A 16,027-nucleotide genomic window follows, 5' to 3' on the forward strand; every position below is an offset into this window, starting at 1 on the left:
CCCCACAACGGGGAGAGGGCGTTACGATGTGGGTATGACCGACAAGCCCAAACCGGCCACGCCCGCTGCCCCGCCAGCCTTCGTTCCTGACTGGGGCGACAAGCCCTGTCCGAAGCCGGTCCTGCCTGCGACGACGCCGGAACGCGCCGCCGCCCTCATGGACGGCGTGCAGATGCGCGAGAACCCGGCCGAATGGGCCTTCGTCCGCCTGTCCAAACTGATCGAGGATTTCGAGAGGGGGCTCGACAAGGACGACGAGATCGGCGCCCGCATCGTCGGACTGCCCGGCGACGGAACCATGTCGATCGAGGACCTCGGCTTCTGGGGGCCGGACTTCATCATGTTCCTGGGCAAGAATTCCGATGGCAAGCCGGTGCGCCTGATCCAGCACTACGGCCAGATCAACGTCCTGCTCGACGCCCGCAAGAAGCCCGAGGAGCGTGAGGCCCGCCGCATCGGCTTCCAGCTTTCCGAACTGGTGCAGAAGACCAATCCGAAATAGGCGAACCCTCTCCCAATGGAGAGGGCTTGAGCCTCCGGGAGCGAAGCGATCGGCAAGGCGAAAGGGTGAGGTTCGCCTGTCCGGGGGCGGCTTCGCCGCCTCAACCACCCGCCCCTCATCCGGCCCTCCGGGCCACCTTCTCCCATCGGGAGAAGGAATCCGCACTGCTGACCATTTTCCGATTGTCAGCATATCCCGCGCCGCCAACCCTCTGACTTCGCTCGTCTTCCAAAAAATACAGCGTCCCCAGCCCGCCATAGTCAGGCCCGCCGGCATACTCCTCCCATCCCGTCGCGGGGGAGGGCGTCTGGCGCCAGGGCCATCAACGTGCGGCGGGGTGTGATCGAGCGGGAAACGTCGTCCCGGAATCGTCGCCCGGACCCTTGCGCGGTGAACAACTGTGACTTGCGGACTATCGGGGGCGTGGGGGCGGCGGACTGCCCGGGGGCTGAGAAACCCCGGGGCCCGGAGGGCCTGGAAGCCTTCCGCCCGTCGCGGGCTTACGACGGAAAGGGCTGAATGCGGCACAGAGGTCGGGGTGGGAAATACCACAAGCCCCGCGGGTCGCCACCAGAAGCCCGCCCCCGTCGGCTTGCGTGAACCGGTCGCGCGGAGCGAAGGCGGCGACGCCGAAAACTCATTCCGGTCCCCGTAACGCGAAAGCAGGGGGCCACATCACGGTTCCGGGCTGACCGCCCGCGCTCCGCGGCCTCCCCGTCACTTTCCGGCAGCAATGCCGGAGAGAGCTTCAGCCTGCGCGTTCTCCCTCCCCACGGAGGGAGGGGAGACACTCGAACTCCCCCGGTCTTTGAAAACTAAAGCCCCGCCGCCCAGTCTGAGGCCCGTACCAGGCTGTCGACGATGCCTGGTTCGCTGGAGGCGTGGCCGGCGTCCTTGATGATGTCCAGCTTCGCCTCGGGCCAGGCCCGGTGCAGCGACCAGGCGCTGGTGATCGGCGTCACGACGTCGAACCGGCCCTGGGCGATCCAGCAGGGAATGTGTTTGATCCGGCTGATGTTCTTCAGCAGCCAGCCTTCCTCGGGGAAGAAGCCGCCGTTCATGAAGTACCAGCACTCGATGCGGGCGAAGGCGACCGCGAACTCGGGCTCGGCGAACTTGTCCGGCCGGGCGTCGGGGCCCTCCACGCTGACGGTCTCGCCCTCCCAGCTCGACCAGGCGACGGCGCAACGCTCGCGTTCGGCCTTGTCGTCGCCGGTCAGCCGCTTGTAGTAGGCGCCCATCAGGTCGTGCCGCTCATCCTCCGGGATCGGGGCGACGAACCGCTCCCAGGCGTCCGGGAAGATGTTCGAGGCCCCGTCCTGGTAGAACCAGTGCAGCTCCGGCTTGGTCAGCAGGAATATGCCGCGCAGCAGCAGCGCCGTGGCCCGCTCAGGATGGGTGATGGCGTAGGCCATCGACAGGGTGGAGCCCCAGCTGCCGCCGAACACAACCCATTTGTCGACGCCCAGCTGTTCGCGAAGACGTTCGATGTCCTCGATCAGCGTCCAGGTGGTGTTGTCCTCCAGCGAGGCGTTGGGACGGCTCTGGCCGCAGCCGCGCTGGTCGAACAGCACGATCCGGTATTTCGCGGGATCGAAATAGCGTCGCATGCCCGCATTGACCGCGCCGCCGGGCCCGCCGTGCAACACGACCACCGGAAGGCCCTGCGGATTGCCGCATTCTTCGTAATAGACCTCGTGCACGCCGTCGGTCGGCATGAAGCCGGTCGCATAGGGCTCGATTTCGGGGAAAAGCTCGCGGCGAGGGGTTTCGGGCGCAGGGAAGGCCATACGGGTAATCGGTCTCATTTGCGCCGTCAGGCGGGTGTGGATTGTGACCGCAATGCGGCAATCAGCAGCAAAAGCCAAGCTGCGATCATCAGCACGCCGCCGATTGGTGCGATTGCACCCATTTCCGTCAGACTTAGCAGGGCGATGGCTGACAAGGCGAGACAGAAGACAAGGCCGCCCCCAGCCGCCAGCCACCCGGCCAGCACGACCAGCCTGTTCCGGCCGGGCCAGACGGCGCAGAGGAGGGCCAGCAGGGCATGGACCATCAGGTAGTGACTGCCGGTGGTCAGCAGGGTCTTGAGCTGCGGCCCCGCGCCATGCGCCGCGAACGCCCCGATCAGGACAGCGAGCGCTCCGTTCAACGCCGCGAAGGCCGCCAGATTGCGAGTCGCGTTCATGGCCCAGACGCTAGCCGACAGAATCCCGCGCGTCTGCTATTCCGCCGACCATGAACGCCGCCCAGCGCATGGCCCTGCAGTATGTGTTGCTCTTCGGCGCCACTGGCGTGAGCCTTCCGTTTGCAGGCCTGTGGTTGAGCGCGCAGGGGTTGAGCGGAGCCCAGATCGGGACAGTGCTGGCGGCGCCGATGCTGGCGCGAATCGTCACCGGTCCCCTGCTGGCCGTCTGGGCCGACGGCTTCCGGCTGAGGCGCACGCCGATCGCCCTGCTCGGCGTGATCATGGCGCTCGGCTACGGCCTTGCTGGCCTTGCCGACGGTTTCGCCCTGCGCGCTGCCGGCTGGTTCATCGGCGCTACGGCCATGGGGGTGCTGGTGCCCCTCACCGACGTGATGACCCTGCGCCTCGCATCGCGCCTCGGATTCACCTTCGCCCTGCCCCGCGGGGTGGGCTCCGCCGCCTTCGTTGTCGCCAATATCGGCATGGGCGTGCTCCTGCTGGCTGCGCCGGTCGACGGGATCATCGTCTGGATCGTGGTTGCGTCCCTGGGCTTCGCCGCCGCCGCCGTCCTGGCCTTGCCGCCGGAGCCCGTCGCCGACGGCGCGCCGATCCTGGGTCGGGAGCGGTTCCGGGGACTGGGCCGGCTGCTTGGCGATCCGGTCTTCCTGACGACGATCTTCGCCGTCGGCGCGGTCCAGGCCGCCCACGCCTTCCAGTACGGCTTCTCCGCCATCCTGTGGAAGGCGCAGGGGATCAGCGAGGCCGTGACCGGACAGCTCTGGGCCTTCGGCGTCGTGGTCGAGATCGCGCTGATGTGGGTGTTCGAGCCATGGCGTCGCCGCGTCGGCATAGGCCCCTGGAGCCTGCTGATGGTCGGCTCAGCCGCCGCCATCCTGCGCTGGGGCGTCATGGCGCTGGCTCCTCCGCTCTGGCTGCTATGGCCTCTGCAGGCCCTGCACGCCCTGACCTTCGCCGCCACCTTCCTGGCGGGGGTCCAGTTGGTTGAACGCCTCTCGCCGCCAGACACCCACACGGCGGCGCAGATGCTCAGCTCGGTCCTGTCCGCCGGAGTGTTAATCGGTCTGGCGACGGCCGTGTCAGGCCCCCTGTACGATCGCTTCGGCGCCGGTGGCTACTGGGCGATGGCGGCGCTGGCGGCCGCAGGTCTTCTGGCCGCCATCCCCTTGCGTGGTCAGTTGGCGCGGGAGCGGGGCAGGGGCGGCAGATGATGCGCCATGGCCTGGGCGGCCGCCTTGACCGCCCGCTGAACCATTGCGTCAGTCTCATGCTCGGGCGCACGCAACAGGCCGATCGCCGGCGTGTCCGGCCCGTCGGGCAGACCGGACAGGACACGGTACAGCAGATAGCTGCCGGCGTCCTCCTCGGAGTCGGAACTGGCGTCGGCGGCCAGTCCGGCCTCGTTCAGCGCCCGGACGATGTCCGCGACCGGCGCGGTAGCCCGGGCCATTCCCGGTCCGACGACGTCCAGCCGACCGCCGTCCAGCGACCGGTTTTCGGCCCGTATCTGTAGCCGGAAGGCGTCACTGCGCCGCGTGCGGCCCACCAGTAGCAGGCCCCGGCAACTACGGTCGTCGAGATGGGCGGACAGGATTGTCGCCAGCGCCTCGGGCTCGCCCGCGGCCACGGCCAGGGTCCGGGCGCCGATCGGGTGCCAGGATTCGCCGGACAGATCCTCAACCGGGTCCCAGCCCGCTTCGTCGACGTCCCATGCGCAGATGACGAGCGCCGGTCGGAAGTCCGGGGCGGCCTCGTCCTTGGGCTCAAGCATGACCGGCCTGTGTATGACAGAAGTGTGACACTGCCCGGCACGGTGTCGTCACCCGGACCCCGGCGTCAAGGCGCAATCGCCATTGGGGGCGTCAGCGCTGGTGAAATTCACGCGTCAGGCGAGATCGCCGACGGCTGCGTCCAGCAGCATGAACGCCCGTCCGCCGTCCGAGGTCAGGCGCCCCAGAATGCCGGGTCCGTCGTTGGCTCCGGCGCGGGTCGCCAGATCGCGCGAGAAGCCGCGAACATAGGCCTCGGCGTCTGCCCGCAAATCGGGGTCTGTCAGCACACGGCGCGAGACGCTGCGGACCGCCGCCGGCGCCACCCGTCGCACGATCTGGCGGGCCCGGTCCGGATCGCGTTCGGCCATGGCCTGCGCCGCTTCCTCGACCCGGGAGCGGGGCAGGAGGGCGTTCGGATCCACGCCCATACGCCGGATGGCGGCGGTGATCCGCGTCTCCAGCGCCTCGGCGGCTTCGGCCGGCATCACGGGCGTATCGAGATCCAGAGGGGCCTCACCGGGGCTGTCATCGACCAGATCGTTCCAGTCCAGCCGGTCGCCGGCGGGCGCGCCCGATCCGGGCATGGGCTCCAGCTTCAGCCGCCCACGTAGCCCAAAGGCACGTGGCTCTTCCTTCCTGGCCGGCCCTGAACGACCGCTGTCGGCCTCAACGGCGCCCGGCGCAGACGCCGGGACCGGCTCGCGGCGGCGCAGTGCGGGTGTGTCGCCCGACACCACCCCCATCAGCCGCACGGCCTCGGTCAGCATGTCGTAGTTGCGTCGCACCCGCTCCTGGAAGCCGGCGTCCAGCGCCTCTGTGTCAGCGGCGGCCTTCTGCGAGGCGGCGGCCAGGGCGGCAAGGCCTTCCTCCACGGAGGCCCGGACGGCCTCAACGCGCTTCTGGGCCTCCTCGGGCAGCCGGGACGCGCGTTCATCGAGGTCGCCGATGGTCTCGTCGATCTGGGCGAGGGCGGCGTTCATCCGTTCGACCGTCGATTCAAGGCGTTCAAGCGCCCGATCCCCGGCCTCATCGACCAGTTCGCTGGTTTCGATGACGATCTTGCGGGCCGTGTCGACGCGGGCGTCTGCCGCCTGATCGGCCTTCTGCGCCGCGTCGAACAACGCTTCGCCCAGCCGGTCGGCGCGAACCTGGGCCTGTTCAGCCGCATGGCTCGCGGCCTCACGGGATTCATCGGCCGTGGCCTGCAGCGCGGACAGCGCGGACCGAGTTTCCTCGACCAGGGCGTCGCGGGCCTCGGCCGCCAGGACTTCGAACCGGTCGAGCGCCAGTTTCGTCGCCGCGTCGAAACCGTCAGCCTCGCGCTGGGACATTTCAACCAGGGCCCGGAATTGGTCGGTAGCGGCCTCGACCAGATCCTTGATAGTCTCGGTCGTCCGGGTCGAGGTGTCTCCGAGTTCTCCGGCGGCGGTGCGGGTAGCGGACAACTGTTCGCTCAACTGGGCGCGCTGGCTCTCGACCTGGGCGGAGAAGTCTTCCTGATCGGTACGCAGAGCGTAGGCGGCGGTCACAAGGGCGGCGCGCTGCTGGCCCAGGCCTTCCTCGACCGACTGGATCTGCTCGGCGACGCCCGATCCGGCGTTCTCGAGCCGCAAGGTCTGACGCGCGAGGTCGTCAGCGGCGACCCGGGCGGCGTCCTGGGCCTCGCTGGCGGCGGCGGCGAGGTCGGCGGCGCGGGCGGCCAGGGCGGCTTCGGCTTCGCGAAGCTGGGTCTGGGCAAGGTCGGAGGCGTCGACCACCATCCGGGACTGCCGCTCGACGGCGTCGATCACGCCGGACGCCTGACTGTCCATCTGTGTGGCCAGAACCTGCATCTTCTCCCGCTCGTCGCCCAGTTGTTCGGCGAGGCGACGCGCGGTGCGGCCGGCCGTCTCGGCGGCCTCGTTCAGTCGGGTCGTCTCCTGTGACAGGGCCTCCCGCAGCAGGGCCATGTCATTGCGGGCGCGTTCGGCCGCCAGCGATGCCTGGTCGATGTCGTTACGCAGTGAGTGCAGAACCTCTCCGGTCTGCTGGGCCGCCAGCGCGGTGGGGGCGATGAGGGCCTCGGAGAGTTCGCGGGCGCGGCGGGTTTCAACGGCCAGCCCCGCGCCCTGGCGGACGGCGTGGGCCAGCACGATGGCCATGCCGGCCGGCGCCAGTGCGATCAGCGCATAGACGGCCAGCCGAAGCGGCTCCAGTTCGACGGCCCCCGAGCCCACCTCGAAGGCCAGCCATGCGGCCACGCCTCCGACCCAGAGCGCCGAGGCGACGCCAGCGACCAGATAGGCGTGACGGCCGGACGGAGCAGGGCTCTCGCGACCCGGGATTCGAACCGGAGTCGGGGGCGGCTGATACGCGACCGGGGTCGCATCCGCCGATACCCCGATCTCGGGCGTGGCGGTCTGCGTCGGCGCGGCTTCAGCCAGCGCCCGCTCCTTGGCGCGGCGTTGATCGTCGGCGAGCCGGCGCCGTCGGCGTTCGGACATCGGCCGTTCGACGGCGCCCGGATCGCTGACTGGCGGCGACAGATCTTCGGTTTCCGGGAACGGTTCGGCGACCAGCGCCGCCGGGTCCGGTTCGGTCAGGTTCATCGCGGGCCGTTGACGGGGTGATTTCATGGAGCGGCGATCTCGTCACGGTGCGCGTCGACAGCTGATGCGCGATAGGACGGTTCGACCCTAACGAGTCAATCGCGGCGCGCAAAGTCGAGGGTGTATGATTCCGGGGACAGTCGATCGCTGGGGGATCAGCAGTCCTGCTTGCGCTCGGTCGATGCCGCGAGAACCGCGGCGGACGGGCTGTCGCCGCAATCACGGACGCGATGGATTTCACGCTGGGGCGTCTGACGCGAGTCAAGGTCCACGCCGAACTGCGACAAGGCTGCAGCGGCCAGCATGGCGACAAACCCGGCGATGAACTCGATCAGCGCTTGCATCGCCGATCTCCCCTGTCCGACTGACGGCGGTTCTTATGCCCTCAAAACCGCGTTCGGACAATCCTGCTCCACATGAACAAAGCGTCACCATTGACCCGATGCGCCCGGCCATGGAACGGAAGTCGTCGGCGTGCGTCCTGTAGAGCTTGGGGCGCACATCGCCATCACGCGAATCGGCCAGACCTGCGCCATGAACGAACCGGGGCACGACCAGAGCCACAGCCTGCTGACGCCGGGCCGCAACTGTTGGCGGGTCGAGACGGCGGACCGGTTCGCCGTCCTGATGGAAAATGCAGCCTATTTCGACGCCCTGCGGTCGGCCCTGGGCAAGGCGCGCCGCTCAATCGTCATCCTGGGCTGGCAGTTCGATCCCCGCACGCGGCTGGATCCGCAGAGCTCGCATGATGATTATCAGGCCCAGATCGGGCACCGGCTGCGCATGCTGGTGAAAGCCCATCCGGAGCTGGACGTGCGGCTGCTGATCTGGAAGTCGCCCCTCCTGATCGCCGCGTCTCAGGGCTTCTATCCGCATAGGGCCCAGGGTTGGTTCCGCAAGCGGATGGTGGAGTTTCGGCTGGATCCGCCGCCGACGTTCGGCGCCTGCCACCACCAGAAGGTCATCATCATCGACGACGCCGTCGCGTTCTGCGGCGGCGGCGACATCTCAACGGACCGGTGGGACTCCGAAGAACATCTGGATGGCGATCCGCGTCGCTGCCAGCCGTCCGGCCTTATCCCGCCGCCCCGCCACGAGGTGATGGCGGTCATGGACGGGGCCGCGGCGAAGGCGCTCGGTGACCTGGCGCGGGAGCGCTGGTTTCGGTCCACGGGCGAGCGGACCATTGCCGACGAGGCCGACAACGACCCCTGGCCTGACGGTCTTGAGCCCGATCTGCATGGGACGCCGGTGGCCATCGCCCGCACTGAGCCGGCCGCGGCCGGGCGAGCCGAGGTCCGCGAGAACGAGACTCTCCACCTCGACGCCATCCGACGTGCGAAGCACTTGATCTATATGGAGAACCAGTATTTCACCTCGCCAGCCATTGCTGAGGCGTTGGCCGCACGACTGGGCGATATTGACGGTCCTGAAATCGTGCTGGTTTCGACGGGAACCAGTCCCAGCTGGTTTGACCGCATCACCATGGACACGGCCCGGTCCGAGGTTCTGTTCCGGCTGGAACAGGCCGACCGGCACAATCGCTTCTTCGCCTTCGCTCCCCATACGCGCGAAGGCGAGCGGATCATCGTCCACGCCAAGGTCTCAATCTATGACGATGTGGTGCTGCGCATCGGCTCGACCAATCTGAACAACCGGTCGTTCGGCTTCGACACGGAGTGCGACGTCGCCGCCGAGCCGGCGGATGCTGAGGGTCGAGAGGCCATCCGGCGGTTCCGCCAGCGCACCATCGGCCATTGGATCGGCGTCAGCGGCGAGGCCTTCGGCGCGGTCGAGGCCGTAACCGGAACGGTGGGTGAGGCCATCCACCGGTTCGACACTGGCCGAATGAAGGTGCTCGGGGCGGTGCCGCCCTCGCGGGTCGAGCGCATCATCGCCGAGTTCCAGCTCGGCGACCCGACCTCCACCATGGACGCCTTCCGCCCCTGGAAGCGGCGCAGCCGGTCGCATCGGACCCTGCCCGCGCCTATGGACCCCTGATCTCGAACTCGATGATCAGTGGAAGATGGTCCGACGCCATCCGGGCCAGCGGAGAGAAGGGCGCCTTCACCGCCGTCACCAGCAGCTCCGGACTGGTGAAACAGTGGTCGATCCGGATAGCCGGAAAACTGGACGGAAATGTCTTGACCGAGGGTTTCAAACCGAGACTGCGCTGACAGTCGGCCAGTCGCCGGGCCAGCGTCTGATACGGTCGGGTGACCGAGGTCGCGTTGAAGTCGCCGGTGAGCAGGGTCGGCCCGACGCAGTCCGGATGGCCCAGCCAGTCCGGTCCCACCAGCGCCGCCGCCTGCAGCCTCTGCTCGCGGGGCACGAGGCCCAGGTGGGTGTTGATCACATTCAGTTCGACGCCGTCGAAGTCGATCACCGCCCAGATGGCGCCACGCGGCTCGAGACCCGGCACGCCGCGAATCGTCGGCAACGGCCCGGATTTCACCAGTCGCTCGGGCCGCAGGGTCAGGACGGCGTCGCCGTACTGTTCGGCCTCAACCCGCATGGCGGCGTGGAAATGGAAGGTCATGGCCAGGCCGTCGGCGATCGACTGGGCCTGATCCACATAGCCAGTGCGAGCGCGGCCGACGTCCAACTCCTGCAGGCAGACGATGTCCGGCTCATGCTCGGCGATCACGCCGACGATGCGGGCCACGTCGAGCTTGCGATCGACGCCGACGCAACGGTGGACATTGTAGGTCAGCAGACGGGGCATGACGTCCTGGGAACAGGCCGGGCGGCGGTCAGGCCACTACCACGGGGAATACGACACCAAAGCGGCGATGGCGATCTTGGTTCAGATCAGGATCAGCCGATCCTCGAGCTCATTGGGGTTCACCGCTCGCCGGGGAAAATGCTCGGCCAGAACGCCGCCGCACAGGCCAATCGCAACCTCGAAGCCGCCGGCCGGATCGCCGTTCTTCATGCCCGTGGCCAGCGCCTCGACGGCGTCGGCCCAAGCGGCCTGGTCGACCTTGCTGTAGATGCCCTCATCGGCGACGATCTCGACTTGGTGGTCCGACAGGGCGGCGAAAATCAGCACCCCGGTCCGCTCCTGGGTGACGTGCAGGCCGTGGGCCAGAAACTGTTCCATAGCCGCCCGGCGCACCCGGGCCCGGCGTACGCTGCGCGGCGTGACGATACGGCGAACGCCCGGTATGGAGGTCAGCAGGAAGACGGTCACGAAAACCGCCGACTGGATCAGGGCGTAGGCGGCCAGCGACTGACCTACGACGACGTCGGTGGAAGACAGATGGGCGGCCTGCCAGCCGTCTCCCAGTCCCGGAATCCAGGCGGGATCGAAGCCGAACGGGATCAGGCCGAGCGGGAGCAGCAAAGCTGCGGCCGCCGCCCAACCCAGCGAGATGTCGCGATAGGACGAGACCTGTCGCGCCAGAACGCAGAAAATTTCACCCGAGGTCTTCGACTCGGCCGCCGAGATAGCGTCGCCGATACGGCTCTGAACCTGGGGGGTCAGCCTGATCACCATCCGCCGGATGCTCCCCCGCCGCCGAAACTCCCGCCGCCGCCGCCGAAACCGCCGCCGCCGCCAAATCCGCCTCCCCCGCGGCCACTGCTTCTCAGCGCTTCAGCCGCGGCCCAGAGCAGTATGGGACCGACCCCGCTGGGACGTCTGCGCCCCCGCCCGCCGCCGCCGCCGATCATGGCCAGGATCATCAGGATGAAGATCACGGCGATCACCACCCCGACGCCGATAGGCGCCTCGGATCTGGGTCGTTCCGCCGCCGCGGCGCGGGCCTGGGCCTCGGCCGGGTCCAGTCTCAGCTGGCGGCCGATGGCGTCGACGCCCTGTTCAATGCCGCGCTCAAAATGCCCTTCGCGGAAGGCGGGCAGGATATCGTTCTGGATGATCAAGGCGGAAAGGGCGTCGGTCAGGACGGGTTCGAGACCGTAACCAACCTCGATCCGGACCTTGCGTTCGCGGGGCGCGACGATGAGCAGCACGCCGTTGTTCTTCTCCGCCTGGCCGATGCCCCAGGCGCGGCCCAGCTGATAGCCGTATTCCTCGATCTCATAGCCCTGAAGGTCGGGCACGGTGACGACCACGACCTGATCCGTTGTGTCGCGCTCCAACGCCTCCAGCTTGGCGGCCAGCGCCAGCTCCTTGGCGTCGGAAACGAGATCGCCATGATCAATGACCCGCCCGTTCAGAGGCGGAAAGGTCGGACCGGCAGCCAGCGCCGGAGCGACCGCAGCCAGCCAGACGACGGCCAGCAGGGCCGCCATCAGGCCTGCGGCCCTGACTACAAGAGAACCCGGAAGGGTGCGGATCACTGCGCCGCCGGGGCCGCGGGCGGGGCCGCGCCGGGTGCGGCGGCAGGCGCCGCGCCACCGGGTTGGGCCGGGTTCAGGGCGTCGAAATTCACACCCGGCGCCGACTGCGCTGACTCGGTGGCGCTGAACAGCTGCATCGGCTCGGACCCGCCGTGGATGGTGTTGGCCCAGATCACCGTCGGGAAGGTGCGCAGCGAGGTGTTGTAGTCGCGTACAGCCTCATTGTAGTCGCGCCGCGCGATGGCGATGCGGTTTTCGGTGCCTTCCAGCTGGGATTGCAGGGCGATGAAATTCTGGTTCGACTTGATGTCAGGGTAGCGTTCCACGACCAGCAACAGCCGCGACAGCGCCTGGGACAGCTGACCTTGCGCCGCCTGATAGCGTTGGAAGGCCGCCGGGTCGTTTAGCGTCTCAGGTGTGACGGTCACGCCGGTCGCCTGGGCCCGGGCCTCTATCACCTGGGTCAGGGTGGTGCGCTCGGCGATGGCCGCGCCTTGCACCGTGGCGACCAGATTGGGCACCAGGTCGGCGCGGCGCTGATACTGCGACTGGACGTCGGCCCAGCGCGCCTTGGCCGCTTCTTCCTTGGTCGGAATGGCGTTGATCCCGCAGCCCGCCATGGCGGGGGTCAGGATCACGACGGCCGCGAGGGCCGAAACACGGGGCGAGAAGCGGATCATCGACGTCTCCTGACAGGCCAGAGTCCGACTATCGGGGTTCAACGCAGGCGGTTCAAGCGTCCAGAGCGTCGGGCGTGACGCCGACGGACCGGCAGGCGGCGGTATAGGTGTTGGCCAGCAGGCAGGCGATGGTCATCGGCCCGACGCCTCCGGGCACCGGGGTGATCCGCCCGGCGATCTCCGAGGCCTCGGCGAAGGCGACGTCGCCCACCAATCGGGTCTTGCCCTCAGCCGCCTTGACCGGGTCGCGCGACGGCACGCGATTGATGCCGACGTCGATCACGGTCGCGCCCGGTCTGATCCAGTCGCCGCGCACCATCTCGGGACGGCCGACGGCGGCCACCAGAATGTCCGCTGTGCGGCACAGGGCCGGGAGGTCGCGGGTCCGGGAATGGGCCACGGTCACCGTGCAGCTCTCGGCCAGCAGCAGCTGCGCCATTGGCTTGCCGACGATGTTGGAGCGCCCGACGATGACGGCGTTCAGCCCGGACAGGTCGCCCAGCTCGGCCTTCAGCAGCATCAGACAGCCCAGCGGCGTGCATGGGACCAGTCCCGCAAGGCCAACGGCCAGCCGCCCGGCGTTGACGACATGAAATCCGTCCACGTCCTTGTCCGGATCAATAGCGTCCAGCACGGCGGAGGCGTCGATGTGCCCGGGCAGGGGAAGCTGGACCAGAATGCCGTGGATACCGGCGTCGGCGTTCAGATCGGTGATCAGGGCCAGCAGGTCCGCTTGCGAGGTCGTAACCGCAAGGCGGTGGGTGTCGGACCGCATGCCGGCGCGCTGGGTCGTTTCGCCCTTGTTGCGGACATAGACCTGGCTGGCCGGGTCTTCGCCGACGATGACCACGGCGAGGCCTGGCTTGACGCCATGCGCCGCTTCCAGCCGGGCCGAGGCGGCGGCGACGCGCTCTACAAGGCCGGCGGCGAAGGCCTTGCCGTCGATCAGGATCGCGCGGGTGGGATCGGCCGTCATGGATTTCGGCTCCGGTCGTCAGGAATCGTGCGGTTGCTGCGATTTACAGAGGGCGCGGTTCGGCGTCTATGATCGGAGTCGCATTCAGGGGGATATCCATGCGCCGTACGACCATTCTTGCCGCCGTCAGCCTGCTGGCGTTGTCGGTCGCGGCGCCGGCCCTGGCCCAGCGCGCGGAGACCATCTCGCCCGGGCGTACCGTCGAGGGTCAGATCGCGGATGGCGACGGCACGGCGGCGGAAGACGCCTATCGCTACGACGACTATCTGATCCGGGCCCGCGCCGGCCAAAGGCTGGAAGCGGTGATGCGCGCCGACGACTTCGACGCCTACCTCGAGGTCTTTCACCAGGGCGACAGCGACGCCATGGCCAGCGACGACGACGGCCTGGGCGAGGGCACCCATTCGCGACTCCGTTTCACGGCGGACCGGGCCGGAACCTATGTGCTTCGGGCCCGCACCCTGTCCGGCATTGAAGGCGGGGCCTATAGCCTTGGCCTGAGCCAACGCCCGCCGGCGGGTCGGCCCCCAAGGCCGTCAGGAATCCGCGTCGGTCAGTCGATCCGGGGCGCGTTGACGGCCAGCGATCCCGAGAACCAAGGCGGTCAGGCCTATGACGCCTACACCTTCCGCGCCCGCGCCGGGGACCGGTTCGCGATCGACCTGAGCTCGGACGCCTTCGATCCGGTGGTCCGGGTCGGCCAAATGCGGGCCGGGGAGTTCAACGAACTGGCCATGAACGACGACACGCTGGAGACGGGCCTGAATTCGCGGTTGCTCTTCACGGCGGAGTCGGCCGGCGACTACATCATCCGGGCGACGCCGCTCACCCCGGGCGACGAGGGCGCCTATACCCTGGCGCTGGCGCGCGGGCCGGAACTGGCTGCCGCGCAGGATATCGAGATCGGCGGCTCGGTCGATGGTTCGCTGGCCGAGGGTGACGGCAAGGGAGCCGGGGGAGCCACCGCCGACGCTTACCGGTTCTCCGGACAGGAGGGCCAACGCATCCGCATCGACATGAGCTCTGAGGAGTTCGACACCTATGTCGAGCTGTTCGACGCCAACCACGTCAGTCTGGCCGAGGATGACGACGGCGCGGCCGAAGGCACCAACTCGCGGCTGACCTTCACCCTGCCGCGCACCGGCGTCTATTTCATCGAGGCGCGCGCCTTCACCGAGGCGACGGGCGCCTATTCATTGTCGGTTTCCGAGGTCGAACCTGAAAAGGCTCCGGAGGCGCTGGCCTTCGGCTCGCCGATCCAGGGCGAGATCAGCGAGACCGATCCGACCGACAGCGAGGACCGCGGCTTTGACGCTTTCGCCTTCAGCGGCGTCGCGGGCCAGCGGGTGCAGGCCATCATGCGGTCGGGCGATTTCGATACCTTTCTGCAGGTCGGCCGGGCGGGGACAGAATTCGAGGCCCTGGCCTCTGACGACGACGGCCTGGGCGAGGGCACGGATTCACGGCTCAGCTACACCCTGCCGGAAGACGGCGACTATGTGCTGCGGGTCTCGCCACTGGGATCCGATGGCGAAGGCCTCTACGCTCTGGAGCTGAACGACCGCGGACCGCAGCCGCTGCCGGGCAGCGTTCTGGTCGGCGCCACGGCGCGGGGCGTCCTGACCGAGGCCGACGCGACCGCCGAGGACAACAGCTACTACGACGCCTATCGGGTGACGCTGAAGGAAGACGAGAAGCTGCTGATCACCATGGTCTCCAACGAGGTCGACAGCTTCCTCGTCGTCGGGCGCGAGCAGGATGGCGGCGCCTTCGAGGTGCTGGGCTCGGACGACGACAGCCTGTCGGACACACATGCCAAGCTGGAATGGACCGCGCCTGCGGACGGGGTCTATGAGGTCCGCGCCGGGACGTTCCAGCAGGGCCAGACCGGGGCCTATGCGTTGAACGTCGAGAAGCAGCCGTAGGTAGACGCCCCGGTTCCTCGGGCCGCGTGGAGAGAGGCCGTGTCCGAGATCGTGAACCGCAAGGACCAGCACCTCGACGTCATCCTCGCGGGGATGGCGGCCCATGGGCTGGACAATGGCTTCGACGAGGTTCGCTTTATCCATGAGGCCCTGCCGGATCTGGATCATGGCAAGATCGACCTGGGGACGGATTTCCTCGGCCGGCGGCTGAAGGCGCCCCTGTTGATCAGTTCGATGACCGGCGGGCCGGCCCGGGCCGAGGCCATCAACGCGCGGCTGGCCGAGGCGGCGCAGCATCTGGGCATCGCCCTCGCGGTCGGGTCGCAACGGGCGGCGCTTGATGCGGAAGGCGCGACGCCGGGGCTGGATATGGCCCTGCGGCTCAAGGCGCCTGACACGCCGATCCTGGCCAATATCGGCGCGGCCCAACTGACCCGCGGCTTCGGCGTTGAAGAGGCGCGGCGGGTGCTGGACATGATCGCCGCCGACGCCCTGATCGTGCACCTGAACCCGCTGCAGGAGGCCTGCCAGCCCGAGGGAGATCGGGACTGGTGGGGCGTGGGCGCGGCGCTTGAGGCGCTGGTCAAGTCGATCGATGCGCCGGTGGTGGTCAAGGAGACGGGGGCCGGGATCTCGGCGGCCACGGCCAGGCGACTGTTCGCCATGGGCGTGGCGGCCGTCGACGTGGCCGGAGCCGGCGGCTCGAACTGGGCCACGGTCGAGGGCGAGCGGGCCGGGGGCGAGGGCGACAAGGCCCATGCCGCCGCCTTCGCCGACTGGGGCATCCCCACGGCGCGGGCCATCGCCGAGGTCCGGGCGGCCTGTCCCAAGGGCGTGATTATCGGGTCGGGCGGGATTCGCGACGGGGTCGAGGCGGCGAAGGCCATCCGGCTGGGCGCCGACATGGTCGGTCAGGCGGCGGGCGTTCTGACCTCCGCGACGATCTCGACCGAGGCGGTGGTCGAGCATTTCCAGACCGTGATCCGCCAGATGCGCACCGTCTGCTTCTGCACCGGCGCGGCCAATCTGACGGCCCTGCGCAAGGCGCCGCTGCAGGGGTGAAGGGGCGAGAG

15 protein-coding genes are annotated in these 16,027 nt (G+C 68.6%); 5 read left to right on the forward strand and 10 right to left on the reverse strand.

Annotated elements, in window-relative coordinates:
- Positions 1 to 34: 34 nt before the first annotated feature.
- Entirely contained in the window at positions 35 to 502 is a 468-nt protein-coding gene (locus ACTIEW_RS09155; RefSeq protein WP_439477600.1) for a DUF6173 family protein, read from the forward strand.
- Between the two features lie 815 nt (positions 503 to 1,317).
- On the opposite strand, the gene pip is transcribed toward ACTIEW_RS09155, so the two are convergent.
- Positions 1,318 to 2,310 (reverse strand): prolyl aminopeptidase, encoded by a 993-nt coding sequence (gene pip, locus ACTIEW_RS09160; RefSeq protein WP_439477601.1) that lies wholly within the window; start codon positions 2,308 to 2,310, stop codon positions 1,318 to 1,320.
- An 8-nt stretch (positions 2,311 to 2,318) separates the two neighbouring features.
- Complete coding sequence (locus ACTIEW_RS09165) at positions 2,319 to 2,690, reverse strand: DUF423 domain-containing protein (protein ID WP_439477602.1); 372 nt, start codon at positions 2,688 to 2,690, stop codon at positions 2,319 to 2,321.
- A 50-nt stretch (positions 2,691 to 2,740) separates the two neighbouring features.
- On the opposite strand from ACTIEW_RS09165, the gene ACTIEW_RS09170 reads away from it, so the two are divergent.
- Complete coding sequence (locus ACTIEW_RS09170; protein ID WP_439477603.1) at positions 2,741 to 3,919, forward strand: MFS transporter; 1,179 nt, start codon at positions 2,741 to 2,743, stop codon at positions 3,917 to 3,919.
- Here the strand turns inward: ACTIEW_RS09170 and ACTIEW_RS09175 are convergent.
- The 3 genes from ACTIEW_RS09175 to ACTIEW_RS09185 all read right to left on the reverse strand — a co-directional run bounded on the left by ACTIEW_RS09175 (position 3,883) and on the right by ACTIEW_RS09185 (position 7,412).
- Positions 3,883 to 4,479, reverse strand: a complete 597-nt coding sequence (locus ACTIEW_RS09175; protein WP_439477604.1) for a hypothetical protein — start codon at positions 4,477 to 4,479, stop codon at positions 3,883 to 3,885. The two genes, ACTIEW_RS09170 and ACTIEW_RS09175, sit on opposite strands and share 37 nt — an antisense overlap.
- A 114-nt stretch (positions 4,480 to 4,593) precedes the next feature.
- The gene (locus ACTIEW_RS09180) at positions 4,594 to 7,095 is read right to left on the reverse strand and encodes a tipN (RefSeq protein WP_439477605.1); all 2,502 of its coding nucleotides are present in this window, start codon (positions 7,093 to 7,095) and stop codon (positions 4,594 to 4,596) included.
- A 128-nt stretch (positions 7,096 to 7,223) separates the two neighbouring features.
- Positions 7,224 to 7,412: a hypothetical protein gene (locus ACTIEW_RS09185; RefSeq protein ID WP_284222848.1), complete on the reverse strand. Its 189-nt coding sequence runs from the start codon at positions 7,410 to 7,412 to the stop codon at positions 7,224 to 7,226.
- Positions 7,413 to 7,542: 130 nt separating this feature from the next.
- Between ACTIEW_RS09185 and ACTIEW_RS09190 the strand changes: the two genes are divergently transcribed.
- On the forward strand, positions 7,543 to 9,069 hold the full coding sequence (locus ACTIEW_RS09190; RefSeq protein WP_439477606.1) for a phospholipase D-like domain-containing protein: 1,527 nt from the start codon (positions 7,543 to 7,545) through the stop codon (positions 9,067 to 9,069).
- Here the strand turns inward: ACTIEW_RS09190 and ACTIEW_RS09195 are convergent.
- The 5 genes from ACTIEW_RS09195 to ACTIEW_RS09215 form a co-directional block, all read right to left on the reverse strand.
- Positions 9,056 to 9,793: an endonuclease/exonuclease/phosphatase family protein gene (locus ACTIEW_RS09195; RefSeq protein ID WP_439477607.1), complete on the reverse strand. Its 738-nt coding sequence runs from the start codon at positions 9,791 to 9,793 to the stop codon at positions 9,056 to 9,058. The genes ACTIEW_RS09190 and ACTIEW_RS09195 overlap by 14 nt on opposite strands.
- 81 nt (positions 9,794 to 9,874) lie before the next feature.
- Entirely contained in the window at positions 9,875 to 10,567 is a 693-nt protein-coding gene (locus ACTIEW_RS09200; protein WP_439477608.1) for a TPM domain-containing protein, read from the reverse strand.
- The gene (locus ACTIEW_RS09205) at positions 10,561 to 11,325 is read right to left on the reverse strand and encodes a TPM domain-containing protein (protein ID WP_439477644.1); all 765 of its coding nucleotides are present in this window, start codon (positions 11,323 to 11,325) and stop codon (positions 10,561 to 10,563) included. Before ACTIEW_RS09205 ends, ACTIEW_RS09200 begins: the two co-directional genes overlap by 7 nt.
- A gap of 44 nt (positions 11,326 to 11,369) precedes the next feature.
- A complete protein-coding gene (locus tag ACTIEW_RS09210; RefSeq protein WP_439477609.1) occupies positions 11,370 to 12,053 on the reverse strand; it encodes a LemA family protein in 684 nt (227 codons plus the stop codon).
- A gap of 52 nt (positions 12,054 to 12,105) precedes the next feature.
- The gene (locus tag ACTIEW_RS09215) at positions 12,106 to 13,029 is read right to left on the reverse strand and encodes a bifunctional methylenetetrahydrofolate dehydrogenase/methenyltetrahydrofolate cyclohydrolase (RefSeq protein WP_439477610.1); all 924 of its coding nucleotides are present in this window, start codon (positions 13,027 to 13,029) and stop codon (positions 12,106 to 12,108) included.
- Positions 13,030 to 13,127: 98 nt separating this feature from the next.
- Here ACTIEW_RS09215 and ACTIEW_RS09220 point away from each other — a divergent pair, with 98 nt between their 5' ends.
- Complete coding sequence (locus ACTIEW_RS09220; RefSeq protein WP_439477611.1) at positions 13,128 to 14,954, forward strand: PPC domain-containing protein; 1,827 nt, start codon at positions 13,128 to 13,130, stop codon at positions 14,952 to 14,954.
- A 39-nt stretch (positions 14,955 to 14,993) separates the two neighbouring features.
- Positions 14,994 to 16,016, forward strand: a complete 1,023-nt coding sequence (gene fni, locus ACTIEW_RS09225; RefSeq protein ID WP_439477612.1) for a type 2 isopentenyl-diphosphate Delta-isomerase — start codon at positions 14,994 to 14,996, stop codon at positions 16,014 to 16,016.
- Positions 16,017 to 16,027 lie beyond the last annotated feature (11 nt).

Source organism: Brevundimonas sp., assembly GCF_051860745.1.
GTDB lineage: Bacteria > Pseudomonadota > Alphaproteobacteria > Caulobacterales > Caulobacteraceae > Brevundimonas.

Coding starts and splice junctions, on each gene's coding strand:
- ACTIEW_RS09180 (WP_439477605.1), bottom strand. CDS start 7,095: ATGAAATCACCCCGTCAACGGCCCGCGATGAACCTGACCGAACCGGAC.
- ACTIEW_RS09210 (WP_439477609.1), bottom strand. CDS start 12,053: ATGATCCGCTTCTCGCCCCGTGTTTCGGCCCTCGCGGCCGTCGTGATC.
- ACTIEW_RS09220 (WP_439477611.1), top strand. CDS start 13,128: ATGCGCCGTACGACCATTCTTGCCGCCGTCAGCCTGCTGGCGTTGTCG.
- ACTIEW_RS09170 (WP_439477603.1), top strand. CDS start 2,741: ATGAACGCCGCCCAGCGCATGGCCCTGCAGTATGTGTTGCTCTTCGGC.
- ACTIEW_RS09200 (WP_439477608.1), bottom strand. CDS start 10,567: ATGGTGATCAGGCTGACCCCCCAGGTTCAGAGCCGTATCGGCGACGCT.
- ACTIEW_RS09205 (WP_439477644.1), bottom strand. CDS start 11,325: ATGGCGGCCCTGCTGGCCGTCGTCTGGCTGGCTGCGGTCGCTCCGGCG.
- ACTIEW_RS09165 (WP_439477602.1), bottom strand. CDS start 2,690: ATGAACGCGACTCGCAATCTGGCGGCCTTCGCGGCGTTGAACGGAGCG.
- ACTIEW_RS09195 (WP_439477607.1), bottom strand. CDS start 9,793: ATGCCCCGTCTGCTGACCTACAATGTCCACCGTTGCGTCGGCGTCGAT.
- ACTIEW_RS09155 (WP_439477600.1), top strand. CDS start 35: ATGACCGACAAGCCCAAACCGGCCACGCCCGCTGCCCCGCCAGCCTTC.
- pip (WP_439477601.1), bottom strand. CDS start 2,310: ATGAGACCGATTACCCGTATGGCCTTCCCTGCGCCCGAAACCCCTCGC.
- ACTIEW_RS09185 (WP_284222848.1), bottom strand. CDS start 7,412: ATGCAAGCGCTGATCGAGTTCATCGCCGGGTTTGTCGCCATGCTGGCC.
- ACTIEW_RS09215 (WP_439477610.1), bottom strand. CDS start 13,029: ATGACGGCCGATCCCACCCGCGCGATCCTGATCGACGGCAAGGCCTTC.
- ACTIEW_RS09175 (WP_439477604.1), bottom strand. CDS start 4,479: ATGCTTGAGCCCAAGGACGAGGCCGCCCCGGACTTCCGACCGGCGCTC.